This window comes from Aquibium carbonis (assembly GCF_003970795.1).
Classification (GTDB): domain Bacteria; phylum Pseudomonadota; class Alphaproteobacteria; order Rhizobiales; family Rhizobiaceae; genus Aquibium; species Aquibium carbonis.
Genome location: NZ_RWKW01000020.1, coordinates 1 through 24,350 on the forward strand (window position 1 = coordinate 1; position 24,350 = coordinate 24,350).

The 24,350-nt window shown below is 66.7% G+C and carries 24 protein-coding genes; 10 read left to right on the top strand and 14 right to left on the bottom strand.

All coding sequences use genetic code 11. The features are described from left to right. Nucleotides 1-415 precede the first annotated feature (415 nt). The 7 genes from EJC49_RS05675 (at nucleotide 416) to EJC49_RS05705 (ending at nucleotide 8,000) form a co-directional block, all read left to right on the top strand. Entirely contained in the window at nucleotides 416-1,456 is a 1,041-nt protein-coding gene (locus EJC49_RS05675) for an ABC transporter substrate-binding protein (RefSeq protein ID WP_126698496.1), read from the top strand. Nucleotides 1,457-1,563: 107 nt separating this feature from the next. Then, entirely contained in the window at nucleotides 1,564-2,391 is an 828-nt protein-coding gene (locus EJC49_RS05680; RefSeq protein ID WP_126698497.1) for an ABC transporter permease, read from the top strand. Continuing rightward, on the top strand, nucleotides 2,388-3,176 hold the full coding sequence (locus EJC49_RS05685; protein ID WP_126698498.1) for an ABC transporter permease: 789 nt from the start codon (nucleotides 2,388-2,390) through the stop codon (nucleotides 3,174-3,176). The genes EJC49_RS05680 and EJC49_RS05685 overlap by 4 nt, the downstream gene beginning before the upstream one ends. A 25-nt stretch (nucleotides 3,177-3,201) precedes the next feature. Further along, nucleotides 3,202-4,269: an ABC transporter ATP-binding protein gene (locus tag EJC49_RS05690; protein WP_126698499.1), complete on the top strand. Its 1,068-nt coding sequence runs from the start codon at nucleotides 3,202-3,204 to the stop codon at nucleotides 4,267-4,269. Then, nucleotides 4,266-5,588, top strand: coding sequence for an amidohydrolase family protein (locus tag EJC49_RS05695; RefSeq protein ID WP_210211755.1), 1,323 nt, complete (start codon nucleotides 4,266-4,268; stop codon nucleotides 5,586-5,588). The genes EJC49_RS05690 and EJC49_RS05695 overlap by 4 nt, the downstream gene beginning before the upstream one ends. 91 nt (nucleotides 5,589-5,679) lie before the next feature. Continuing rightward, a complete protein-coding gene (locus EJC49_RS05700; RefSeq protein WP_126698591.1) occupies nucleotides 5,680-7,083 on the top strand; it encodes a dipeptidase in 1,404 nt (467 codons plus the stop codon). Continuing rightward, the gene (locus EJC49_RS05705) at nucleotides 7,080-8,000 is read left to right on the top strand and encodes a nucleoside hydrolase (RefSeq protein ID WP_245453284.1); all 921 of its coding nucleotides are present in this window, start codon (nucleotides 7,080-7,082) and stop codon (nucleotides 7,998-8,000) included. The genes EJC49_RS05700 and EJC49_RS05705 overlap by 4 nt, the downstream gene beginning before the upstream one ends. Here the strand turns inward: EJC49_RS05705 and EJC49_RS05710 are convergent, their stop codons facing one another. Continuing rightward, on the bottom strand, nucleotides 8,001-9,173 hold the full coding sequence (locus EJC49_RS05710; RefSeq protein WP_126698500.1) for an amidohydrolase: 1,173 nt from the start codon (nucleotides 9,171-9,173) through the stop codon (nucleotides 8,001-8,003). It abuts the gene before it with no gap. Between the two features lie 78 nt (nucleotides 9,174-9,251). Here EJC49_RS05710 and EJC49_RS05715 point away from each other — a divergent pair, with 78 nt between their 5' ends. Beyond that, nucleotides 9,252-9,950 carry a phosphoribosyltransferase gene (locus EJC49_RS05715; protein ID WP_126698501.1) on the top strand — a complete coding sequence of 233 codons (699 nt, stop codon included), beginning with the start codon at nucleotides 9,252-9,254 and terminating at the stop codon, nucleotides 9,948-9,950. Between the two features lie 81 nt (nucleotides 9,951-10,031). On the opposite strand, the gene EJC49_RS05720 is transcribed toward EJC49_RS05715, so the two are convergent. The 5 genes from EJC49_RS05720 to EJC49_RS05740 form a co-directional block, all read right to left on the bottom strand. Next, entirely contained in the window at nucleotides 10,032-10,307 is a 276-nt protein-coding gene (locus tag EJC49_RS05720) for an HU family DNA-binding protein (protein WP_126698502.1), read from the bottom strand. Nucleotides 10,308-10,502: 195 nt separating this feature from the next. Continuing rightward, entirely contained in the window at nucleotides 10,503-12,926 is a 2,424-nt protein-coding gene (lon, locus tag EJC49_RS05725) for an endopeptidase La (RefSeq protein WP_126698503.1), read from the bottom strand. A gap of 291 nt (nucleotides 12,927-13,217) precedes the next feature. Further along, nucleotides 13,218-14,495, bottom strand: coding sequence for an ATP-dependent Clp protease ATP-binding subunit ClpX (gene clpX / locus EJC49_RS05730; RefSeq protein WP_126698504.1), 1,278 nt, complete (start codon nucleotides 14,493-14,495; stop codon nucleotides 13,218-13,220). A gap of 303 nt (nucleotides 14,496-14,798) precedes the next feature. Continuing rightward, nucleotides 14,799-15,431, bottom strand: a complete 633-nt coding sequence (locus EJC49_RS05735; protein WP_126698505.1) for an ATP-dependent Clp protease proteolytic subunit — start codon at nucleotides 15,429-15,431, stop codon at nucleotides 14,799-14,801. Nucleotides 15,432-15,570: 139 nt separating this feature from the next. Continuing rightward, nucleotides 15,571-16,674, bottom strand: a complete 1,104-nt coding sequence (locus tag EJC49_RS05740; protein ID WP_126698506.1) for an NAD(P)/FAD-dependent oxidoreductase — start codon at nucleotides 16,672-16,674, stop codon at nucleotides 15,571-15,573. 121 nt (nucleotides 16,675-16,795) lie between these two features. Between EJC49_RS05740 and blaOXA the strand changes: the two genes are divergently transcribed. Both blaOXA and EJC49_RS05750 read left to right on the top strand, forming a co-directional pair. Continuing rightward, entirely contained in the window at nucleotides 16,796-17,605 is an 810-nt protein-coding gene (gene blaOXA / locus EJC49_RS05745; RefSeq protein WP_126698507.1) for a class D beta-lactamase, read from the top strand. Nucleotides 17,606-17,624: 19 nt separating this feature from the next. Further along, complete coding sequence (locus EJC49_RS05750; protein ID WP_126698508.1) at nucleotides 17,625-18,863, top strand: cytochrome P450; 1,239 nt, start codon at nucleotides 17,625-17,627, stop codon at nucleotides 18,861-18,863. 21 nt (nucleotides 18,864-18,884) lie between these two features. On the opposite strand, the gene EJC49_RS05755 is transcribed toward EJC49_RS05750, so the two are convergent. From EJC49_RS05755 to EJC49_RS05790, 8 genes are all read right to left on the bottom strand, one after another. Then, nucleotides 18,885-19,421, bottom strand: a complete 537-nt coding sequence (locus tag EJC49_RS05755) for a GNAT family N-acetyltransferase (RefSeq protein WP_126698509.1) — start codon at nucleotides 19,419-19,421, stop codon at nucleotides 18,885-18,887. After that, nucleotides 19,409-19,732 (bottom strand): type II toxin-antitoxin system TacA family antitoxin, encoded by a 324-nt coding sequence (locus tag EJC49_RS05760; protein ID WP_245453287.1) that lies wholly within the window; start codon nucleotides 19,730-19,732, stop codon nucleotides 19,409-19,411. Before EJC49_RS05760 ends, EJC49_RS05755 begins: the two co-directional genes overlap by 13 nt. Before the next feature lie 81 nt (nucleotides 19,733-19,813). Beyond that, nucleotides 19,814-20,158 (bottom strand): cupin domain-containing protein, encoded by a 345-nt coding sequence (locus tag EJC49_RS05765; protein WP_126698510.1) that lies wholly within the window; start codon nucleotides 20,156-20,158, stop codon nucleotides 19,814-19,816. 4 nt (nucleotides 20,159-20,162) lie between these two features. Then, nucleotides 20,163-21,446: an O-acetylhomoserine aminocarboxypropyltransferase gene (locus EJC49_RS05770; RefSeq protein ID WP_126698511.1), complete on the bottom strand. Its 1,284-nt coding sequence runs from the start codon at nucleotides 21,444-21,446 to the stop codon at nucleotides 20,163-20,165. A 157-nt stretch (nucleotides 21,447-21,603) separates the two neighbouring features. Further along, nucleotides 21,604-22,125, bottom strand: a complete 522-nt coding sequence (locus EJC49_RS05775; protein ID WP_126698512.1) for a CoA-binding protein — start codon at nucleotides 22,123-22,125, stop codon at nucleotides 21,604-21,606. A gap of 27 nt (nucleotides 22,126-22,152) precedes the next feature. Then, nucleotides 22,153-22,971 carry a hypothetical protein gene (locus EJC49_RS05780; RefSeq protein ID WP_126698513.1) on the bottom strand — a complete coding sequence of 273 codons (819 nt, stop codon included), beginning with the start codon at nucleotides 22,969-22,971 and terminating at the stop codon, nucleotides 22,153-22,155. Nucleotides 22,972-23,071: 100 nt separating this feature from the next. Continuing rightward, a complete protein-coding gene (locus EJC49_RS05785) occupies nucleotides 23,072-23,497 on the bottom strand; it encodes a VOC family protein (protein ID WP_126698594.1) in 426 nt (141 codons plus the stop codon). Then, complete coding sequence (locus EJC49_RS05790) at nucleotides 23,497-24,318, bottom strand: enoyl-CoA hydratase (RefSeq protein WP_126698514.1); 822 nt, start codon at nucleotides 24,316-24,318, stop codon at nucleotides 23,497-23,499. The genes EJC49_RS05785 and EJC49_RS05790 overlap by 1 nt, the downstream gene beginning before the upstream one ends. Between the last annotated feature and the right edge of the window lie 32 nt (nucleotides 24,319-24,350).

The window sequence follows — 24,350 nt, forward strand, 5'->3', positions numbered from 1 at the left end:
GCAGCGTCGCCGCTGTCGTTGGTGAGGCGTATATAGGCCCCACCCCCGCAGCCTGTCAACGAGGTTTTTCGGCCCCTCGTACGATTTTTTCCTGAGCCCCAAGGCTGTGGACAGATGCACCATTTCTGTCGGCAACTGTCTGTTAATTCTTGCTTATTTTCATTTTTACGCCGTCATCGGGACGTCATGAACCCACAGCGACGCTGCGTCATCCGCACGGAGCGGGGACCGGCTCCGGCCCATGCGGCGCGGATGGAGCCGAAAGTGCCGCTTGCATGGGCAAACCCCGCCTGTGCTTCTCCTTTGGTCGTATATGGCCTTGCAGCGTCGGGATCGGAAAAAGTATGGTTTGACCGGAACTGCGCGCTGGAGCGCGCGGCCCGGGATCACCCCCATACAGAGAGAGGCAACGAGAATGACGAACGCCCACCACCGCCGCCTGGCCGGCGCAGCCTGCGTCGCGGCCCTGCTTGCCGCCGCGCCCGCGACCGCGCAGGACAAGACACTGACCATCTCCTGGTGGGGCTTCAACGGCGAGAAGCTGAACCAGTTCATCGTCCAGCCCTTCCAAGAGAAGTGCGGATGCACGCTGGTGTTCGAGACCGGCAACAATGCCGACCGGCTGAACAAGATCAAGATCCGTGGCGGCGAAGGCGTCGACGTCGCCTATTTCACCGACGGCTTCTCGCAGATCGGCATCGAGGACGGCCTGTTCCAGCCGATCGACCGTTCCAAGGTGCCCAACCTCGCAGGGCTCCATGACATGGCGCAGGCGCCGCAGGGCGAGTACGGCCCCGCCTACACGATCGGCCGCGTCGGCATCGTCTACGACTCGGCCAAGGTCGCCTCGCCGATCACGAAATGGGCCGACCTGTGGCGCGACGACCTGAAGAGCGCCCTGTCGCTGCCGGGCATCACCACGACCGCCGGCCCGATGGTGGTGATGATCGCGGGCGAAAAGGCCGGCACCGACGCCTTCGAGGATGCCGATCCGGCGTTTGCCGAGATCGAGGCGATCAAGCCCAACGTGGTCAAGAACTACAACACCGGTTCGGAAATGATCAATCTGTTCTCGACCGGCGAGATCACGGTGTCGCTGGCGCAGGACTTCGCGCTCGGCCAGTTGAAGGCGGCGGTGCCGACGGTCGTCTGGGCCGACCTGGAAGATGGCGCCATCGCCACGCTGAACACGGTGAACATCCCGAAGGGCGCGGCGAACGTCGACCTGGCGCACGAGTTCATCAACTTCATCCTGGATCCGGCGCTGCAGCAGACGCTCGCCGAAAACGGCGTCGACGCACCGGTGGTGGCGTCGGTCGAGCTCACCCCGGAGCAGGCCGCGCAGTGGACCTATGGCAAGGACATGATCGACGGCCTCAAGCGGGTCGACTATTCCAAGCTGAACGCCGCCAAGTCGGACTGGATCGACCGCTGGAACGAAATCTTCGGCATGTGATCGCCGGCGCGCCGCGCGCGCGCCTTTCCTGACCCCTTGCTTTCGGCCGTCGCGGCACCCAGTCGGGACCGGGCGGCCGAAAGTGCCTTTCCGGACTGTCTGTCTTCATGTTCAAGCGATACACCGGCTGGACGCTCGCCCTGCCCGCGACGCTGCTCGTGGCGTTGTTTCTCGTCCTGCCCGTCGCCGCCACCATCGGCACCACATTCGTCGACGCGAAGGGCGTCCTTGCGCCTTACGTCACCTTCTTCTCCAGCGGCTTTCGCCGCACCGTTCTCTGGCGCACGCTGGAGGTCTCGCTGATCACGACCGCGATCTCGCTGGTGCTCGGCTTCCTCACCGCCTTCGTCGTCTCGCGCGCGCCCGGCCGGCTGAAGAGCATTCTCATCATCGCGGCGGTCTTTCCGCTGCTCACCGGCGTCGTCGTCCGCTCCTTCGCCTGGCTGATCATCCTGGGCAAGAACGGCATCCTGAACAATTTTCTCGTCGGCATCGGCCTTACCGACGAGCCCTTCTCGATGCTCTACACGCAAGGATCGGTCATCGTGGCGATGGTCTACCTGTTCACGCCGCTGATGATCCTGACGCTGGTCGGCGTCCTGGAAAACATCCCCGAGGACGTGATCCAGGCCTCGGCCTCGCTCGGCGCCTCGCCCTCGGGCACCTTCCGGCAGGTGATCTTCCCGCTCGCGGTGCCCGGTCTCATCGTCGGCGCCGTGCTCGTCTTCACCGGGTCCTTCACCTCCTACGCCACGCCGCAGCTTCTCGGCGGCGAGCGGCAGATGATGATGGGAACCTTCCTCTACCAGCGCGCCATGGTCAATTTCGACTGGGTGGGCGCCTCCACCATCGCCGCCATCATGGTCGTCATCACCGTCGCGGTGGTGCTGGCCATGACCCGCATCGCCAAACGCCTGAACCCGATGACGACATGACAACGCGCCTCTCCCCTGCCCTCATCGCCGTCGCGGCGCTGGTCTACATCTTCCTGGTCGGGCCGCTGATCATCGTGATCGGCGCCTCGCTCAGCGACACGACCTATCTGACCTTCCCGCCGCAGGGTCTGTCGCTGCGCTGGTTCGAGAAGATTTTCGAGATCACGGCCTTCCGGCGCACCATCGTCACCAGCCTGCAACTGGCCTTCCTGGCGACCGGCCTCGCGCTCCTGATCGGGATACCGGCGGCCTATGCCCTGAACCGCTATCGCATCCAGCTTCCCTCATGGCTGTCGACGGTGTTCGTCCTGCCGATCCTGGTGCCGGAGATCGTGCTCGGCTTCTCGCTGTTGAAGTCGGTTGCCGTCGGCGCTTCGTTCCCGATCTTCCTGTCGCTGCTGATCGGGCACACGCTGCTCGTCCTGCCCTATTGCGTGCGGGTGATTTCGGCCAGCCTCGCCTCGTTCGACTTCTCCATCGAGGAGGCCGCCATCAGCCTGGGCAGCCCGCCGGCCAAGACCTTCTTCACCATCGTGCTGCCCAACGTGCGGGCCGGCGTGGTCGCGGCCTTCATCCTCGCCTTCATCACCTCGATCAACGACGTTTCGACGTCGCTATTCCTCACCGGCCCGGGCGTCTCGACCCTGCCGATCCAGATCCTCGCCCATGTCGAGCAGTTCTTCGACCCCACCATCGCGTCGGTGTCGGTGCTTCTGATGTTCCTCACCGTCGCCGTGATGGCGATCGTGGAACGGACGCTCGGCCTCACCTTCCTCGCCAAGTGACCGGCACAAGACGAATGACAACCGCATGACCCAGGCCCTCGACATCAACGACCTCACCGCCCATTACGGCTCCACCAAGGTGCTGGAAGACCTCTCGCTGTCGGTCGGCGCCAGCGAGCTCGTCTCGCTGCTCGGCGCGTCCGGCTGCGGCAAGACCACGACGCTGCGCCTCATCGCCGGCTTCCTCGAGCCGACCGAGGGCACGATCAGGCTCGGCGGCCGCGACCTGACGCGGCTGCCGGCCCACAAGCGCGACATCGGTCTGGTGTTTCAGAACTACGCGCTGTTTCCGCACCTCACCGTGCTCGAAAACGTGGCCTTCGGGCTGAAGCAGCGCGGCGTCGCGTCCGGCGAACGCGACAAGCGCGCTCGCGCCATGCTGGATCGCGTCGGGCTGTCGGTCCTGGCCGAGCGGCTGCCGGGCGCCCTGTCGGGCGGACAGAAGCAGCGCGTCGCGCTCGCCCGCGCGCTGGTCATCGAGCCGCCGCTCCTGATGTTCGACGAGCCGCTGTCCAACCTCGACGCCAAGCTGCGCGTCGACATGCGCGTCGAGATTCGCCAATTGCAGCGCGCCAACGGCACGACCTCGGTCTATGTCACGCACGACCAGGAAGAGGCCTTCTCGATCTCGGACCGCGTGGCGATCATGAATGCCGGGCGCATCATGCAGTTCGATACGCCCGAGGTGCTCTACCAACGGCCGACGAACGCCTTCGTCGCGCGCTTCGTCGGCTTCGAGAACCTCATTCCCCTGCGGACCGTTGCCCGCGATGGCGAGATGGTGACGGTGGAGGCGGCCGGCGGTGCGCAGCTGACCCTGTCGCAGGAGCGGTTCGGGCCGATCCCGGACGCCTTCACGCTGGCGACCCGGCCGGACGGGCTGGCGGTGACGCCAGAAGCCGGGGCGGACGGCCTTCCGGCCACGCTCGGCCTGCGGACCTATCTCGGCCGCGCCTATCAATACCAGTGCGAGACGGCGGCCGGGCATCTCGTGGCCAACGGCGCCCTGTCCGCGCCGCTGGAGCCCGGCGGGACCGCGCGCCTCGTGCCGGTGCCGGACCAGTGCTGCGTGCTGGCGGGGACGGAGCTGTGACCCTCCTTCTGTCCAACGCCACCCTCCTGCCCTGCACGCCGGCCATGCCGGTCGTCGACAAGGGCTGGATCCGGATCGACGGCCAGACGATCACCGCCACCGGCAGCGGACCCGCGCCTGCGATCGATGGCGCCGAGACGATCGATTGTGGCGGCGACATCGTCATGCCTGGCATGGTCAATCCGCACTGCCACATGGCCATGACCCTGTTTCGCGGCCTTGGCGAAGACGTCGACGACCGGCTCTACCGCTACGTCCTGCCGCTGGAGCGCAAGTTCGTCACCCGCGAGATGGTGCGAGCCGGCACCGCGCTGGCCGCGATCGAGCTGATCCAGGCCGGCGTCACCACCGTCGCCGACATGTACTATTTCGAGACCGAGGTCGGCCGCGTGGTGGACCAGGCCGGCATGCGCGGCGTCGTCGGCCAGACGATCGCCGATTTCGACCCGCCGGACCACACGGACATCGACGGCGGCTTTGCCCTGACGGAAGAGCTGGCGGCCGAGTTTGCCGGCCACGACCGCGTGACCGCCTCGATCGCCCCGCATGCGCCCTATTCGACCGACATCGCGGTGATGAACCGGGTCTCGCGCTGGGCCGACGATCACCCCGATGTGCCGGTGCAGATCCATCTCGCCGAGATGGATTCGGAGATGGAATGGTGCGCGAAGCACCATGGCCTGCGGCCGGTGGAGTTGGTGGAGAAGGCCGGGCTGCTGCGCCCCGGGCTCATCTGCGCCCACTGCCTGCACGTGAACGCCTCCGACATCGAGAAGATGGCGCATGCCCGCGTCTGCGTGGCGCACAATGCCCGCTCCAACGCCAAGGCCGGGCGCGGCATCGCCCCGGTGGAGGCCATGCGCACCGCCGGCATTCCGGTGGGCGTGGCGACCGACGGCCCGATGAGCGGCAACACGCTCGACCTGTTTTCGCAGTTCGGACCCGTGTCGATGTTCCAGAAGCTCGCCGGCCACAGCCGCAAGCCGATGCCCGCCGTCGAGGTGATCCGCATGGCCACCATCGAAGGCGCCCGCGTGCTCGGCATGGATGCCCGCATCGGGTCGCTGGAGCCTGGCAAGCAGGCCGACCTCGTGCGCATCGACCTGTCGGCGCCGCGCCTGCAGCCGATCTACGACACCTATGCGACGCTGGTGTTTGCGGCCATGCCGGCCGACGTTTGCGACGTCATGGTGGCGGGACGCTGGCTGATGCGGGATCGCGAGGTGCTCACGCTCGAGCGCCGGAAGGTGCTGCGCGACGCCCTGCAGGTCGCTGCCCATTTCAAGGCGGAGATGACGCGCATCGACGCCGCCGGCTGACGGCCTGGCCCATTCGACGGCCGCTTGAACGCCTTGACCGGACGGCGATGTGCGGTCATCTCGAAGACAAATCGAAAGAAGGAGGCGCATGATGCCCCAGACAGATCCAGCCCGTCTCGACGCCGTTCTCGCCGATGTCGACGCCCATATCGACGAGAGCGTCGCGCGGCTGTGCGACCTGATCCGCATCCCCTCGATCTCGACCGATCCGGCCTATGCAGCCGACTGCCGCAAGACGGCGGAGTGGCTGGCCGCCGACCTGTCGAGCCTTGGCTTCGACGCCTCGGTTCGCGACACGCCCGGCCACCCGATGGTGGTGGGCCATGACAGGAGCGGCGACGGTCCGCACGTGCTGTTCTACGGGCACTACGACGTGCAGCCGGTCGATCCGGTGGCGCTCTGGAATTCGCCGCCCTTCGAGCCGACGCTGGTGCCGCAGCCCAATGGCGACACCTGGATCGTCGCGCGCGGCGCTTCCGACGACAAGGGCCAGCTGATGACCTTCGTCGAAGCCTGCCGCGCCTGGAAATCGGTCACCGGCTCGCTGCCGATTCGGGTCTCGATCCTGTTCGAAGGCGAAGAGGAATCCGGCAGCGACAGCCTGCCCGGCTTCCTCGATCAGGCGGCGGCCGAACTCAAGGCCGACGTGATGCTCGTTTGCGACACCGACATGTGGGACGACACGACGCCGGCCATCACCACCATGCTGCGCGGCATGGTTTCCGAGGAAATCACCATCCGCTGCGCCAGCCGCGACCTGCATTCGGGCATGTATGGCAACGCCGCGCGCAACCCGCTGCAACTGCTCTCCGACATCGTCGCCAGCCTGCGCACGCCGGACGGCGGCGTCGCCGTGGAGGGCTTCTACGACGGCGTGACCGAGCTACCGGCCGAGATCGCCGAGCGCTGGAAGCGCCTGCCCTTCGACGAGGCGAAGTTCCTGAAGGACGTCGGCCTCGACATGCCGGCGGGCGAGGCGGGACGGACCGTTCTCGAACAGGTCTGGGCGCGGCCGTCCTGCGAGATCAACGGCATGTGGGGCGGCTACACCGGCGACGGCTTCAAGACGGTGATTCCGGCCGAGGCGAGCGCGAAGATCTCGTTCCGGCTCGTCGCCGGACAGGACCCCGACCGGATCGCCGAGGCCTTCCGGCGGCACGTCGAGGCGCGCCTTCCCGCCGATTGCAGCGTCACCTTCAAGCGCCATGGCCGCAGCGCGGCGACCGTGATGCCGATCGACAGCGAGTTTCTGCAGCGTTCGCTGAAGGCCTTGTCGGAGGAGTGGGACTGCGAGGCTGCGGTGGCCGGCACCGGCGGATCGATCCCGATCGCGACCGTGTTCAAGGACCGGCTCGACATGGATTCGATCTTCGTCGGCTTCGCCAAGTTCGACAACCGCATCCACAGCCCGAACGAGAAATACGACCTGTCGAGTTTCCACAAGGGCATCCGCTCCTGGGTGCGCATCCTCGCCGCGCTGGCGGAGACGAAGTGAGCCCGCGCGCCGTCATCATCGACACCGATCCGGGCATCGACGACGCGGTCGCGATCCTGGCGGCGCTGGGCTCGCCCGACTTCAACGTGCTCGGCATCACGACGGTGGCCGGCAACATCGGCATCGCCACGACGACCCGCAATGCCGGGCGCGTCCTGGCGCTCGCCCGGCGCGGAGACGTTCCCGTGGTCGCGGGCGCGGTCGGCCCGCTGTCGCGCAAGGGCTTCGACGTCGCCGAGATCCATGGAAGCGACGGGCTGGGCGGTGTCGCCTTTCCCGAGCCGCCGACGCCACCGCGGCCCGGACATGCCTCGATCTGGCTCGCCGAGACATTGATGGCGCATCCGATCGGCGCGATCGACATCCTGGCGCTCGGACCGCTCACCAACATCGCGCAGCTTGTCGCCGACAATCCCGACGCGACGCGGCGCATTGGCCGGATCGTCGCCATGGGCGGCGCCATCCGCGAGCCCGGCAACATCGGCGCGCGCTCGGAGTTCAATATGGCCGCGGACCCCGAAGCCGCCGAAGCCGTGCTCGCCGCCGGCCTGCCGCTGACGCTGATCCCGCTCGACGTGACGCGCAAGGTGCGCGCCGACCGGGCCTATGTCGCGGCCTTGCGCGAGGCTGGAACGGCGGCGTCCCGCGCGGGCGCCGATCTTATCGCGGCCTATTTCCAGACCACCACGGGCGGCGAAAGCCGGCCGCTGCACGATCCTTGCGTGATGCTTCTGGCGCTCGCGCCCGAACTCTTCGGCTGCGAAGACCTGCCGCTTGCCGTCGACTGCTCGTCGGGCGTCGATGCGGGCAGCCTCGAGCCTGCCGCCGACGGAAGGCGGCCGGTCTCGGTGGCGCTGACGGTCGACGGGGCGGGTGCGCTGGCGCTGCTCGCCGACCTCCTCACCCGGCGATCCTGATCAGGCGTCGACGAGGTCCTGTTCGACCAGCGTGGTCCAGAACCGCACGCCGGTCGCGATGGCCGCGTCGTTGAAATCGTAGCGGCTGTTGTGGTGCAGCGCGCCGTCCTCGGCCGGGCCGTTGCCGAGCCAGACATAGCAGCCGGGCACCCGGCCGGAAAAGACAGCGAAATCGTCCCCGGCGGTCGACGGGGGAAAACGGGTGCGCACGCTGGCCGCGGAAGCCCGGGCGGCCGAAAGCGCGCGGCGGGTGGCATCGGCATCGTTGATGACCGGCGGAACCTGGCGCAGGTAGCGATAATCGCAGGCGATGCCGTACATCGCCGCCGTGCCTTGCGCCAGAGCGCCGATTTCCGCCTCGACCAGCGCCCTCACCTCCGCCGAAAAGGCCCGTGCCGTGCCGCCGATCGCGACCTCGTCTGGGATGACGTTCAGCGCAGCAAAGTCGCCGGCCTGGACCGCGCAGGCGCTGACGACGGCAGGCTGGAGCGGGTCGACCCGGCGCGCCACGATCGTGTGCAGGGCGGTGAGGAACTGGCCGGCCGCGGTGACGGCGTCGCGGCCGAGATGCGGCTTGGCGCCATGCGTGCCCTCGCCGCGAAACGTCACGTGCCAGCGGTCGGAGGAAGCGAGTTGCGGTCCTTCCACCACCGCGATCTCGTCGACGGCGAGGCCGGGCATGTTGTGAAGCCCGTAGACCGCGTCGACCGGAAAACGCTCGAAGAAGCCGTCCGCGACCATGGCCTCGGCCCCGCCGCGTCCTTCCTCGGCCGGCTGGAAGATGAAATGGACCGTGCCGGAGAAGGCGCGCGAGCGGGCCAGCGCACGCGCGGCGCCCAGCAGCATGACCGTGTGGCCGTCATGGCCGCAGGCATGCATGCGGCCGTCCACGGTCGAGCGATGGGGCCGATCGGCCGCCGCTTCGCGCATGGCCAGCGCATCCATGTCGGCGCGCAGCGCAATGCGCCGGTGGCCATTGCCTGCCTGCAGCGAACCGACCAGTCCGGTTCCGCCAAGGCCCGCCGTCACCGCGATACCGGCCTCCTCCAGGCATTCACGCACGATGCGGCTGGTGCGTTCCTCCTCGAAGCCGAGTTCGGGATGGGCATGCAGGTCACGGCGAAGGCGGACGAGAAAATCGAGCTCGTCGATGTGGTCTTCCGCACGCGCCATCACTACACTCCGCCCGCCGATCCAAGCCGGCGCCATCCAATTGTTGTTCCACGATGATTTCTAGCAGAAAGGCCCGCCGTGTCACTCGCGCCCCACGAGTTCTGGCAGGAAATCCACCCGCCTCTGACGTTTCGGGAGAATCCGGCCGAGGGATTTCGCGATCTCTATCCGGCGCGCCTGCCGGATGGGCGCCAGATCGCGCTGCCGATCCGGACCCTGCCGGGCGACGGGTCGCGCGCGGTCGCCTCGCTGATCGTGAACCAGGCCAGTTTCGCGCTCGAGGATGCGCTGTCGGACACGATGACCGCGGCGCTTCGCCCGCTCGGCGCCGACGTCGTGATCGGCGTGCCGACGCTCGGTCTTCCGCTTGCCAACGCGGTTGCGCGCCGGCTCGGCCATCCGCGCATGGTGGCGCTCGGGACATCGCGGAAGTTCTGGTACGACGAGGGGTTGTCGGAGCCGATGTCGTCGATCACCAGCCCCGAACAGATCAAGCGGCTCTATCTCGACCCGCGCATGCTGCCGCTGCTCCGGGGCAAGCGCGTCGCGGTCGTCGACGACGTGATCAGTTCGGCCGCCTCGATGCGCGCGGTCCTGGCGCTGCTGTCGAAAGCCGGGGTGGCGCCGATCGCGCTCGTGTTCGCCATGCTGCAGACCGAGCGGTGGCGCCCGGTGTTGCAGGCGCTCGACCCCGCCCTGCCGGGCAAGGTGTACGGCGCCCTTCGGACACCGCTGCTGGCCCGCCGCGACGATGGCGGCTGGGCGCCCACCGGCTGAGGCCCCGCCGACGCCGGCAGAGGCCCCAAAAAAGAGAAAAGCCGGGACAGGCCCGGCCTTTCGCACGTCCACCTGAATGGATCAGGAGTTGACGGCGTCCTTGAGACCCTTGCCGGCCGAGAACTTCGGCACGTTGCGCGCGGGGATCTGGACCGGCTGACCCGTCTGAGGATTGCGGCCCGTCGAGGCCTCACGCTTGCTCACTTCGAAATTGCCGAAGCCCACGAGACGAACGTCGCCGCCGCCCTTGAGCTCGTTGGTGATGACCGAGAATACGGCTTCGACCGCCGACTGTGCGTCGGACTTCGACAGCTTGGCTGCCTCCGCCACGGCCGATACGAGTTCGTTCTTGTTCATGAAAACCTCATTTTATTTTCTTGACCGCATTGTCTGCGACTCGACGGCCGCGGCGGGACTGTATTGAGATCGTGCGCGGCAACCAAGTCAGAAAAACCCGAAAACCCCGGAATTGCGCGGTTTTTTGGGGGTCGGCAGGCAGAAAGGCCAGACTTTCGTCTGGCCTTTCGTGTTTTCGAGTTTCCGCAGCTGCGATCAGTGCGCGAAGGTGCCCGCGCCGGCGTCCTCGCCGGCGGCCTTCTTGGCCGGTTCCACCGGCTCGACCCAGTCGATCGCCACCGGCACGCGCTGCAGGGCGTGCTGCAGCACCTCGCCGACCCGGCTGACCGGGATGATCTCCATCCCGCTCTTCACGTTGTCGGGAATCTCGGCCAGGTCCTTGGCGTTCTCTTCGGGAATCAGCACCTTCTTGATGCCGCCGCGCAGAGCGGCGAGCAGCTTTTCCTTGAGGCCGCCGATCGGCAGCACGCGTCCGCGCAGCGTGATCTCGCCGGTCATCGCCACATCCGCCTTGACCGGGATGCCGGTGAGCACGGAGACGATGGCCGTGACCATGGCCACGCCGGCCGACGGTCCGTCCTTCGGCGTCGCGCCTTCCGGCACGTGCACGTGGATGTCGCGCTTGTCGAACAGCGGCGGCTCGATGCCGAAATCGATGGCTCTGCTGCGGACGTAGGACGCGGCCGCGGAGATGGACTCCTTCATGACGTCCTTCAGGTTGCCCGTCACCGTCATCTTGCCCTTGCCGGGCATCATGACGCCTTCGATCGTCAGCAGTTCGCCGCCGACTTCCGTCCAGGCCAGACCCGTGACCACGCCGACTTGATCCTCGCCCTCGACCTGCCCGTAACGATAGCGCGGCACGCCGAGATAGTCCGACAGATTGTCCTGGGTGATGTTCACCGAGGGCTTCTTGGTCTTGAGGATTTCCGTCACCGCCTTGCGGGCGAGCTTCATCAGCTCGCGCTCGAGGCTGCGCACGCCCGCCTCGCGGGTGTAGGTCTGGATCATGGCGCGGATCGCCTCGTCGGTGACCGAGAACTCCCTGGCCTGGAGCGCATGGTCGCGCACCGCCTTGGGGAGCAGGTGCCGCTTGGCGATCTCGACCTTCTCGTCCTCCGTGTAACCGGCAATCCGGATGATCTCCATGCGGTCCATGAGGGCCGGCGGGATGTTCAGCGTGTTGGCCGTGGTCACGAACATCACGCTCGACAGGTCGTATTCGACCTCGAGGTAGTGGTCCATGAACGTGGCGTTCTGCTCCGGATCGAGAACCTCGAGCAGGGCCGACGACGGATCGCCGCGGAAATCCATGCCCATCTTGTCGATCTCGTCGAGCAGGAAGAGCGGGTTGGACTTCTTGGCCTTCTTCATCGACTGGATGACCTTGCCGGGCATTGAGCCGATATAGGTCCGACGGTGGCCGCGGATTTCGGCCTCGTCACGAACGCCGCCGAGCGCCATGCGCACGAACTCGCGGCCGGTCGCCTTGGCGATCGACTTGCCGAGCGAGGTCTTGCCGACGCCGGGAGGTCCGACGAGGCACAGGATCGGCCCCTTCAGCTTCTTCTGGCGGCTCTGAACGGCCAGGTACTCGACGATCCGGTCCTTGACCTTGTCGAGACCGAAGTGATCGGTGTCGAGCACGTTCTGGGCGAAGGCCAGATCCTGCTTGACCTTGGAGTTCTTGCCCCACGGGATCGACAGGAGCCAGTCGAGGTAGTTGCGCACCACGGTGGACTCGGCCGACATCGGCGACATCGAGCGCAGCTTCTTCAGCTCCGCGTTCGCCTTTTCGCGCGCTTCCTTGGTGAGCTTGGTCTTCTTGATCCGCTCCTCGATCTCGGCGGACTCGTCGCGACCGTCCTCGCCCTCGCCGAGCTCCTTCTGGATCGCCTTCATCTGCTCGTTGAGATAATACTCGCGCTGCGTCTTCTCCATCTGGCGCTTGACGCGCGAGCGGATGCGCTTCTCGACCTGCAGCACCGAGATCTCGGCTTCCATGAAGCCCATCGCCTTCTCGAGCCGCTCCTTGACGGAGAGGGTCGCGAGCATCTCCTGCTTCTCGGGGATCTTGATGGCGAGGTGCGACGCGATGGTGTCCGCGAGCTTCGAATAGTCGTCGATCTGGCCGACGGCGCCGACGACCTCGGGAGAGATCTTCTTGTTCAGCTTGACGTAGTTCTCGAAGTCCGAGACCACCGAACGCGACAGCGCCTCGACCTCGACTTCCTCCTCCTCGGGCTCCGGGAGGATGCTGGCGCGCACCTCGTGGAAGTCCGTGCGGTCGGTGAAGGACGCGATGCGCGCGCGGGCGTTGCCTTCCACCAGCACCTTGACGGTGCCGTCGGGAAGCTTGAGCAGCTGCAGGACGTTGGCGAGCGTGCCGATCTCGAAGATCGCGTCCGGCTCCGGATCGTCATCCGAGGCGTTCTTCTGGGTGGCAAGCAGGATCTGCTTGTCGGCGCCCATGACCTCCTCGAGCGCCTTGATCGATTTCTCGCGGCCGACGAAGAGCGGCACGATCATGTGCGGGAACACGACGATGTCGCGCAGCGGGAGGACCGCGTAGACGTTCGTCGTACCGGATTCGTCAGTGGAACGAGTGGTGTTGGACATCGATTTGCCTTTCACTTCGCGGCCGCCGTCAGCCAACCGCGAATCTCATATTAGCGGCTGCAAGCCGATCCGCCTATGCCCGGGAGGGATTGGGAGGAAAGTAGCACGAACCGGCATGCCGCCTGATGAATCGTTAGGTGGAACTCCAGATGCGAAAGATCAAGTGGCGCCCGATCGCCGATCTTCGTCCCCGCGAAAGCCTCCGTCACACGCCGGGCGAGGCGCCGGCGGAAAACGGAAAAGGCGCCGATGCCACGGCGCCTTCCCGGGTCGTCGCCCCATTTCGGAACGCTACGCAGTGGCGTTGGCCTTTTCCTTCTTGGGCTCGGCGTAGATGTAGAGCGGCCGCGCCTTGCCGGTGACCACCTCGTCGGAGATCACCACTTCCTGGACGCCTTCCAGGGCCGGAAGCTCGAACATGGTGTCGAGCAGGATCGCCTCCATGATGGACCGCAGCCCGCGCGCGCCGGTCTTGCGCTCGATGGCGCGCCGGGCGATGGCCGACAGCGCGGTCTCGTGGAAGGTCAGCTCGACGTTCTCCATCTCGAACATGCGCTGGTACTGCTTGACGAGCGCGTTCTTCGGCTCGGTCAGGATCTGGATCAGCGCCGGCTCGTCCAGGTCCTCGAGCGTGGCGAGGACCGGCAGACGACCGACGAACTCGGGGATCAGCCCGAACTTCAACAGATCCTCCGGCTCGACCTGGCGGAAGAGTTCGCCCGTGCGGCGATCTTCCGGCGACGCGACGTTGGCCGCGAAGCCGATCGAGGTCTTGCGGCCGCGGTCGGAGATGATGCGGTCGAGGCCGGCGAAGGCGCCGCCGCAGATGAACAGGATGTTGGTCGTGTCCACCTGCAGGAACTCCTGCTGCGGATGCTTGCGCCCCCCCTGCGGGGGCACCGACGCGGTGGTGCCTTCCATGATCTTGAGCAGCGCCTGCTGGACGCCCTCGCCCGACACGTCGCGGGTGATGGAGGGGTTGTCCGACTTGCGGCTGATCTTGTCGATCTCGTCGATGTAGACGATGCCGCGCTGCGCCCGCTCGACATTGTAGTCGGCCGACTGGAGGAGCTTCAGGATGATGTTCTCGACGTCCTCGCCGACATAGCCCGCCTCGGTCAGCGTCGTCGCGTCGGCCATGGTGAACGGCACGTCGATGATGCGGGCGAGCGTCTGCGCGAGCAGCGTCTTGCCGCAGCCGGTCGGGCCGATCAGCAGGATGTTCGACTTGGCCAGTTCGACGTCGTTGCTCTTGGAGGCGTGAGCCAGGCGCTTGTAGTGATTGTGGACCGCGACCGACAGCACGCGCTTGGCGTAGGGCTGGCCGATCACGTAGTCGTCGAGAACCTTCAGGATCTCCTGCGGGGTGGGAACGCCCTCGCGGGATTTCACCATCGAGGTCTTGTTCTCCTCGCGGATGATGTCCATGCACAGTTCGACGCACTCGTCGCAGATGAAGACCGTCGGCCCCGCGATCAGCTTGCGCACTTCATGCTGGCTCTTGCCGCAGAATGAGCAATAGAGCGTGTTCTTGGAGTCGCCGCCGCCGCTGTTTCCGATTTTGCTCATGCCCTTCAGTCCTTTCAGTCCCTGCCGGCCGGTCGCCAGACCAATCTCGGCGCGGCATCGATCCCAAAAGACCGATGCGCCGCGCCCTTTTCCCCCGATACAGGTCGAGCGCCAACGAACGAAACACAAAACACGGGTCGCGGCAATGATTCGCCCAGGTCGGTCGACGCTAGTCCCCCGAAACTCAACATAGGCTTAACGTAGGATGCCGGGAGCCCGGTGGGAACACCCCTTTGTGACAGAAATGCCGCAGAACGCTTCAAAATCGCGGCACCGCCGTCAATCAGATGTGGAAAGCCGGCTTTACGCCGCGGAAGGCCCCTCGAGCGCCTCGCGGCTGGAGATGACCTTGTCGATCAGCCCGAAGGCCTGCGCCTCGTCGGACGTCATGAAATGGTCGCGGTCCAGCGTGCGCTCGATCGTCTCGTAGTCCTGCCCCGTGTGCTGGACGTAGACCTCGTTCAGGCGGCGCTTCAGCTTGATGATGTCCTGGGCATGCCGCTCGATGTCGGATGCCTGGCCCGAGAAGCCGCCCGACGGCTGGTGGACCATGATGCGGGCGTTGGGCGTGGCGAAGCGCATGTCCTTGTGGCCCGCGCAAAGGAGCAGTGAGCCCATCGAGGCCGCCTGGCCGATGCACAGCGTCGCCACCGCGGGCTTGATGAACTGCATGGTGTCGTAGATCGCCATGCCGCTCGTGACGATGCCGCCGGGCGAGTTGATGTAGAGCGAGATTTCCTTCTTCGGGTTCTCCGCCTCGAGGAAGAGAAGCTGCGCGCACACCAGCGTCGCCATGCCGTCCTCGATCGGGCCGGTGATGAAGATGATGCGCTCCTTGAGGAGACGCGAGAAGATGTCGTAGGCGCGCTCGCCGCGATTGGTCTGCTCGACGACCATGGGGACGAGGTTCATCGCGGTTTCGACGGGATTTCGCATGGGACGTTTCCTTCGTGGAATCGATTCGGGCGCATGAAACCGCAGAATCGGCAAGGGACAGGTTGGTGCTAGATAAGGTGCGGAATCATGCCAGCGCAAGGGTTCGCGCGACGCGCCCGTTCGAAACAGTGCAAATGGTTTACGCCGCCTCCGCGCGCAGCCATGAAACCAGCCCGGCGAGGTCGGGCGTCTCCACATGCGCGGCCACGCGCCGTCCGACCGCCGCGCCGAACTTGTAGCCATGGCCCGAGCAGGCCGAGACGACGAGGCACCTGCCGCGCTCGGTGGCGAAGAAGCGCTCGTCGGCGGTGAAGGTGTAGGCGCAGGTGACGACGGCCTCGACGCGATAGTCTTCCAGACGCAGCATCGGCGGGGCGAACAGGTCGCGGATCGCCTCCCCTTCCCCCGGCTGGGGCACGCGATGCGCATCCGCATTAGCGGAGGCGAACCTGTGCAGGCCGGAGCCGAACTTCAGGCCGCCATCGCCCGAGGGCGGGATGATGTAGCCATCGGTCTTCCCGCCGACGTCGAGGATCACCGGCGCAGCCTCCCAGGCCGCCTTCAGGTCGGCCGGCGGTTCGAGATAGACCACGGCGGTGCGATAGGTGGTCAGATCCGACGTCAGGTCGGGAAACAGTTTCGTGACCCAGGCGCCAGCGGTGACGACGATCCGATCCGCCGAGAGTGTCCGTCCGTCGGCGAGCGTCACGGCACCGGCCCCGGCATCCACCGCGTCCACCCGCGTGTTCTCCAGCAGATCGGCGCCGTTGCGCCGCAGCCAGGCCGCCAGGCCCTGCGCGATGCGCCGGCAGTGCAGGGCCCCGCCCTCTGAGGAGACATAGACGTAGCGCATGGTGTCCGCGTCGAGGAAAGGCCAGCGCTCGGCCGCGTCGCGCGGCGACAGCATCTCGAAGGGGAAACCGCCCGCCTTCAGACCCTCGAGATAGTCCTCGGCCTCGTCGCCCGGATCCCGCGAAATGCACAGGAAGCCGCGCGCATCGAGATGGCTCTCGCCGAGATCGGCCCAGAGCTCGTCCCAGGCTTCATAGGCTTCCGTGATCGCCCGCCCGTATCCGGTGGCCGACGGATAGGCGCGGCGGATGATGCGGTGATGATCGCCGGACGCCGCCATCGGATTGGGAATCGGGCCCTGCTCGATCAGCGTGACGGCGTGGCCGCGCCTGGTGAGCGACCAGGCCGTCGAGAGACCGGCGATGCCTGCGCCGACGACGATGACGTTCATGAGCGATCTCCTGTCCGACCCTGCCGGGACGAGCCGGACCACCACGCCGCCCGACCCCACTCTTCCAATTCGATCCGCCTTGTGGTCCACGGGGACCGATGCAAACGAGGACGAGACCCTGATGAAACGTGTCGCCGCTTCGGTCGTGCTCGCGGCCCTGGTTCTTTCGCAGCCTTCGGCGGCGGGGACAATATGCTCGGTGATCGCGGATCCGGCCACCGGCGCGGCTCTGGTGAGCGAGGGCGACTGCGACGTCCGCGCGACGCCCGCCTCCACCTTCAAGGTCGCGCTCGCCATCATGGGTTTCGAGGCCGGCGTCCTGTCGGACGCCCACGCTCCCAACTGGCCGTTCCGGAAAGGCTATCCCGACTGGGGCGGCGCGGCCTGGCGACAGCCGACCGACCCGACGGCATGGATGAAGCACTCGGTCGTCTGGTACTCGCAGCAGATCGCCTCCCGGCTCGGCACGGACACCCTGACGCGTCAGGGGCGGGCGTTCTCCTACGGCAACGCCGATTTTACCGGCGATCCGGGAAAGGCCAACGGCCTGGAGCGGAGCTGGATCGCGTCATCGCTCCAGATTTCGCCGAACGAGCAGGTGGCGTTCCTCGCCCGCCTGGTCAGCCGCACCCTGCCGGTCTCCAGGGAAGCCATGGACAAGACGGCGGCGATCGTCGAGCAACGAGACCTTGCCAGCGGCTGGACCATTCACGGCAAGACCGGTTCGGCCTATCCGCGCCGCGCCGACGGCACGTTCGACCGGGCACGGGGCTGGGGCTGGTATGTCGGCTGGGCCGAGCGCGACGGCCGCAGCGTCGTCTTCGCGCGGCTCGATCAGGACGAGAGCGTGCGCAAGGGCTCGCCCGGGCTGCGCACACGGGACGCCCTGATCGCGGACTGGGAACGGCTCGCCGCGGCGTTCACCCACTGACGACATCACGAGCAGCCCCATGGACACACCACCCGCCCCCGCCCTCGACATCAACGGCAACCGCGTGCGGCTGTCGCCGCGCGATCCCGCCTTCGTGCAGGATCCCTACGCGGCCTACGCCGCCATCCAGGCCGCCTCGCCGACCTTTTTCTGGGAGGATTACGGCTTGTGGTGCCTGTCGGGGTATGACGAGGTCAACCGGCTGCTGCGCGACCGCCGCTTCGGTCGCGAGAACCGCTGGGGTCCCCCGATGATGGAGGTCGCCGGGCGCGAGCATCTGGCTGGTTTCGACGGCATCGAGCGTCATTCGCTGCTCGAGCGCGAGCCGCCGGTGCACACGCGGCTGCGCGGCCTGGTCAACCGCGCCTTCGTCTCGCGCCAGATCGAGCGGCTCCGGCCGCGCGTCGAGGCGCTGGCGCATGCCCTGATCGACGGGTTCGAGGCCGATCGGCGGGTCGATCCCCTGCCGGCCTTCGCCACGCCCATCCCCGTCACCGTCATCGCCGAGATGCTGGGCGTCCCCGTCGACATGGGGCCGCAGTTCGTCGACTGGTCGAACAGGATGGTGCGCATGTACACGCACCGCCCGTCCCGCGCCGTGCAGGAAGACGCCAATGCGGCGGCGCTGGCCTTCGCCGACACCTTGCGGGATTACGTGGAGCGGCGCCGGGCCGTTGCCGGCGACGACCTGCTCAGCCTGCTGATCTCGGCCAGCGACAGCGGCGAACGGCTGTCGGAGGACGAACTGATCACCTCCGTCATCCTGCTGCTCAATGCCGGGCACGAGGCGACGGTCCACCAGACCGGCAACGCGGTGAAGACGATCCTCGACCAGGGTGGCGACCCGCGCCGGTTCTTCGGCGACGCGGCCAGGACGGAGGCGACCGTGGAGGAGTGCCTGCGCTTCGACGCGCCGCTGCACCTGTTCACCCGCTACGCCTACGAGACCGTGGAACTCGAGCCCGGCATCGTGCTCCAGCCGGGCGAACAGGTGGCGCTGCTGCTCGGCGCCGCCAACAACGATCCGGCGGGCTTCGCGGCGCCGCGCTCCTTCGACCCCGCCCGCACCGACCAGAAGAACGTCACCTTCGGCGCCGGTATCCACTTCTGCATCGGCGCGCCGCTGGCGCGACTGGAATTGCAGGTGGCGCTGAAGGTGCTGTTTACCCGCCTGCCCGGCCTGCGCCTCGCCGAAGCGCCCGCCTACGGCGACAACTACCATTTCCACGGGCTGGAGCGGCTGGTGGTGGAATGGTGATGCTGAGCCGCCTGTGTCGGCTCACGACTCGCTGAAGGCGGCAACGACGGTTTCTATGGGTAGAAACAGCGTGCGGCTGTCGTCTGGGTACTCGATAAACTCGGCGCAGCGAAGATAGAAGCGCCTTGCAGCATCGTCCTTCGCATGAACCAGCACGGCGCCGATGCCGATGCTCTGGGACGCGACGGCGGTCCGCCGCAAGGCATCCGACAGGATGTCGGCGCCGATACCTTTCTCCGCATGAATCCTATCGACGGCCAGACGCCCGATGACCGAGACCGGGATCGTATCGGGCGCATTGCGCCTGATCTTGCCGGGCGCCGCTCCGCGCTCGACGGCTCCTGCCGAAATGCTGAAAAAGGCCACGACACGGTTGCCTTCGCAGACGACATAGGTGCGGGAGAAGCGGCTTTCGTTCTTCAACGCCCGTTGCCGCAGCCAATCGTTCAAAGCCGGTTCACCACAGTCGAAGCGCGATATATCGTGTTCACCGGTGAGGGGAACGGGAGCCGAAAGACCATCGTCCCGGCTCTGCGACGCCTCGCCTATTTCTGCCATGCCGGCACGCGGCGCAGCAGGGACCGCAGCTTCGGCCCGGGCGCAGGCGGATTGTCGAGCGCGTGCATGAACGCCTCGTGGCGATCGGGATCGAGCACGAAGAGGCGCTGGTCGAGCAGCACGTCGACTGCCTCCCTCCGAGCGCTTTCGACCATGAATTCCGTGCGCGTCTTGCCCAGCACCGCTGCCGCGTCGTCAATGAGTTGGCGGGTGTTCGCTTCGATCCGCAGGTTGATGCTGCCCTTTGTCTCGGACACCCGCCCGGCGACCGAGACGAGGTCTGGATCAGCGCCTTGGGTACGTGCCTTCATCATGAGGAAAATATGCTTTGGCGTATCCACGATGTCAATACGTTCGGCTGGCGGTGGCGCACGCCGCCCTCCCCGTCGATCCTACACCTTGATCACATACTCCTTGCGAGTCGTTTCAACGACTTCCCAGGTTCCCCTGAAGCCGGGCCTGAGCACGAAGCTGTCGCCGGCCTTGACCGTGCGGGCCTCGCCGCCCTCCTCGGCGATCACCGAGACGCCGGACAGGATGTGGCAGAACTCCCACTCGTCGTAGACGATGCGCCACTTGCCCGGCGTGGCCTCCCAGATGCCGGCATAGAGGCCGCCTTCGGCCTCCTCGACGTTCCAGGTGGTGAAGCGCGGATCGCCCGCGATCAGCCGCTCGGCCGCCGGGGCGCCATGCTCCGGCTCGACGCCGGCGACGTCGATGGCCGCGAACCGCGCCATCGGCTCAGGCCTTCGCCAGCGCCTGCTCGAGGTCGGCGATGATGTCCTCGGCGCTCTCGATGCCGACCGACAGGCGGATGGTGTCCGGCCCGGCGCCCGCCGCCACCTTCTGCTCGTCGGTCAGCTGGCGGTGGGTGGTGGAGGCCGGATGGATGATGAGCGAGCGCACGTCGCCGATGTTGGCCAGGTGCGAGAAGAGCTCGACGCCTTCGACGACCTTCACACCGGCTTCGTAGCCGCCGGCGAGGCCGAAGGTGAACACGGCGCCCGCGCCGTTCGGCGAATACTTCTTCATCATCGCATGGTTGGGATCGTCGGCCAGGCCGGGATAGGAAACCCAGGCGACCTTCGGGTGCTGCTTCAGCCAGGTCGCCACCTTCAGCGCATTCTCGCAATGGCGCTGCATCCTGAGCGACAGGGTCTCGATGCCCTGCAGGATCATGAAGGCGTTGAAGGGCGAGATGGACGGGCCGAAATCGCGCAGGCCGAGCACGCGGCAAGCGATGGCGAAGGCGAAATTGCCGAAGGTCTCGTGCAGGACGAGGCCGGCATATTCGGGGCGCGGCTGCGACAGCATCGGATAGTTGCCGCTCTTCGACCAGTCGAAGGTGCCGCCGTCGACGATGGCACCGCCCATGGAATTGCCGTGGCCGCCGAGGAACTTGGTCAGCGAGTGGATCACCACGTCGGCGCCATGCTCGATCGGACGCAGCAGGTAGGGCGAGGCCATGGTGTTGTCGACGATCAGCGGCAGGCCGTGCTTGCGGGCCACGTCGCCGATCTTCTCGATGTCGACGAAGGTGCCGCCGGGATTGGCCAGGCTCTCGACGAAGATCGCGCGGGTCTGATCGTCGATCTGCGCCTCGAACGAGGCCGGATCGCCCGCATCCGCCCAGCGAACGCGCCAGTCGAAGTTCTTGAAGGCATGGCCGAACTGGTTGATCGAACCGCCGTAGAGCTTGTTGGCGGCGACGAAATTGGCGCCCGGCTGCATGATCGTGTGGAAGACGAGGAGCTGGGCGGCATGGCCCGAAGCCGTGGCGAGCGCGGCAGTGCCGCCTTCCAGCGCGGCGACGCGCTCCTCGAGCACCGCCTGCGTCGGGTTCATGATGCGGGTGTAGATGTTGCCGAAGGCCTTCAGCCCGAACAGCGAGGCGGCATGGTCGGCATCGTCGAAGACGAAGGACGTCGTCTGGTAGATCGGCGTGGCGCGGGCGCCGGTCGCCGGGTCGGGCTGGGCGCCCGCGTGGATGGCGAGCGTGTCGAAACCGGGCGTGCGCTGTGTCATGTCATGTCCTCCCAGGCTGCGCATGGCAGCGGATTGCGGTTGCGGGGGTTTTCGCAAAGCGTGTTCGCGAAATCAAAGGGGAATCGTGCAAAGACCCGGCGATCGCCGAAAAACCATTGCGAAAAGCGCAGGCAGCCGGATCAATTCGTCCGCAGCGTCAGCGCTTGCGGATGCCGAAGCTCTGGAAGCCGGCGCGCATGACCGGCTTCTTCGACGAGATCATGCGGCTGTTGACCCCGTTCCAGCCGATCTCGCCGGACATGCGGCCATACTCTATCTTGGGGCAGCGGTTCATGACGACCTTGACGCCGGCGGCTTCCGCCTTCGCCGCCGCGTCGTCGTTGCGCACGCCGAGCTGCAGCCAGATCACCTTGGGCAGCGGGTCGAGCGCCAGCGCCTCGTCGACGACGCCGGCGGCCGCTTCGGAGGCGCGGAACACGTCGACCATGTCGATCGGCTCGGGCACGTCGGCCAGCCGCGCGAAGACCGGCCGGCCGAGGATGTCCTTGCCGGCCTGGCCCGGATTGATCGGGTAGACGGTGTAGCCCTTGTCGATCAGGTACTTCGTCACGAAGAACGACGGCCGGACGTCGTTGGCCGAGGCGCCGACCACCGCGATGGTGCGCGTCTCATGCAGGATCCCGGAGATGTAGGCGTCGTCATAGGCATCGTGGTTCATGCGCTTCCTTTGCCGGAAGGCAAGGCGTCAATCAAGCCGCATCGCGATCACCGAGACCTTCCAGGCGCCCTCGCGCTCCTCGAAGCAGAGATGCGAGTTGAGATAGGGCGCGAAGTGGCTGGCGTCCGATCCGTGGAACGTGCTGAAGAACACCACGCCTCCGTCGGGATGGATGATCCCCAGCGACCCGCCGGAGCGCTTCTGTTCAGGCGCGACCGGAACCATCTGGTAGGGCTTCGGCCAGCCGGCGACCGGAAGACCCTCCATGCCGTCGGGTGTTACGACGCTCGCAATGACCCAATGTTCCCGGTCGATGAAACGCAGCTTGCCGTCCAGCGCGATCCAATCGGGCCAGGAAATCCGCCCGTAGCTCGCGGTGCAGATGCGGCCGTCGAGCCAGGGCGTCCGGCCGACCGTCGGCTCCATGACGAGTTGCTCAAGCACGTACAGACCATACCGGCTTTGAACGCTCGAATCGGCGCTGTCGCTCCCGCGCGTCAGGCGTCCCGCCATCTCCAGCGCGCGGCGGGCGGGATGGTGGCCCAGCGACACGAACGCCTCGCGAAATCCCCTCCCCTTCTGCCCGATGAAGAATTCGACCTCGGCGGCAAGGAAGGGGAGAACGGCCTCCGGATCGAGCGGCCTGCCCCATCGGTAGCCGGCGGCCTCCGCCAAGGCGCGGCGGAAGGCGCTCAGTTCAGGGTCGTCGGAAAAGCTGTCGTCCGTTTCGAGGATGATCTCGGGATAGAGCGGCGGCTCCAGGCTTTCGTGATGCACCGTCTGCGCGGCCGCGCTTTCCGCACCCGCCATGAAGCCTGCCAGTGCCAATGTCGCCAGACGCGCCATGCCTCGCCCACCCATCATGCCCGCGGGCGATCATATCGACGAGCATGGCCGCGGCTGGGCAACAAGCGGGCGCCGCCGGGGCGTTTCGGAGGCCGGACCGTCAGTCGGGCAGCGTAATCGACCCATCCGCGGCGATCGGGAAGGTCGAGTTGTGCGCGACCTCCCACAGATGTCCCTCGGCGTCGGCGAAATAGCCCGTCCGGCCGCCCCAGAAGGCGCGGCCCGCCGGCCTGACGATCGTGCCGCCCGCCTCGACGGCTCTTGAAAGAACCGCGTCGACCTCCGCTTCCGAGCGGGTGTTGTAGGCGAGCGCGATGCCCGAAAAGCCCGAGCCGTCGGGATCGATCCCCGCGTCCTTCGCCAGTTCGCCGCGCGGGAACAGCGACAGGATGATGCCGCCCATCTGGTAGAACGCGACGCCCTCGGTGATGCCGGCGTGACGCGTCAGTCCCATCGCCTCGTAGAAGCGTACCGCCCGGTCGAGATCATGGACGCCGAGCGTGACGATGGAGACCCGCGGCTCCATCACTCTCCCGTCCACTCCGGCCTGCGCTTTTCCACGAAGGCCTTGATGCCCTCCTCGGCGTCGCGCGCCATCATGTTCTCCACCATCACCTTGACGGCATAGTCGTAGGCGTCCGACAGGCCCATCTCGGCCTGCGCGTAGAAGGCTTCCTTGCCGATCTTCAGCGTCAGAGGCGATTTGGAAACAATGGTTTCGGCGTATTTCCGCACGATCTGATTCAGATATTCCGGCGGCACCACGCGGTTGACCAGGCCGAATTCGCGGGCCGTCGTCGCGTCGATCATCTCGCCGGTGAGGAGCATTTCCATCGCATGCTTGCGCGAGACGTTGCGCGACAGCGCCACCATCGGGGTCGAGCAGAACAGGCCGATGTTGACGCCGGGCGTGGCGAACATCGCCTCGGTGGTGGCCACCGCGAGGTCGCAGCTCGCCACCAGCTGGCAGCCGGCGGCGGTCGCCGTGCCGGCGACTTCGGCGATCACGGGCTTCGGCAACCGCACGATCGACTGCATGACCCCCGCGCAGAGCCGCATGGTCTTCTCGTAGAAGGCGCGGCCGCGATCGGCGTCGGCACGATGCGCGGTCAGTTCCTTCAGGTCGTGCCCGGCGCAGAACACCTTGCCCGCCGCCGCAAGCACCACGACGCGCACGGCGTCGTCGTCGCGCGCCTGGTCGAGCGCGCCCTGCAGCGCCTCCATCGTCGCGATCGACAGGGCATTGGCGGGCGGATTGGCGAGCGTCAGCGTCAGGATGCCGCCCGACAGGCTCGCATGGACCGGCCCCTCCTCCATGGATCGTTTCATCGCCACAATCTCGGCCATCTGCACTTCCTTCGGCGCGTCTTTCCCTTGGA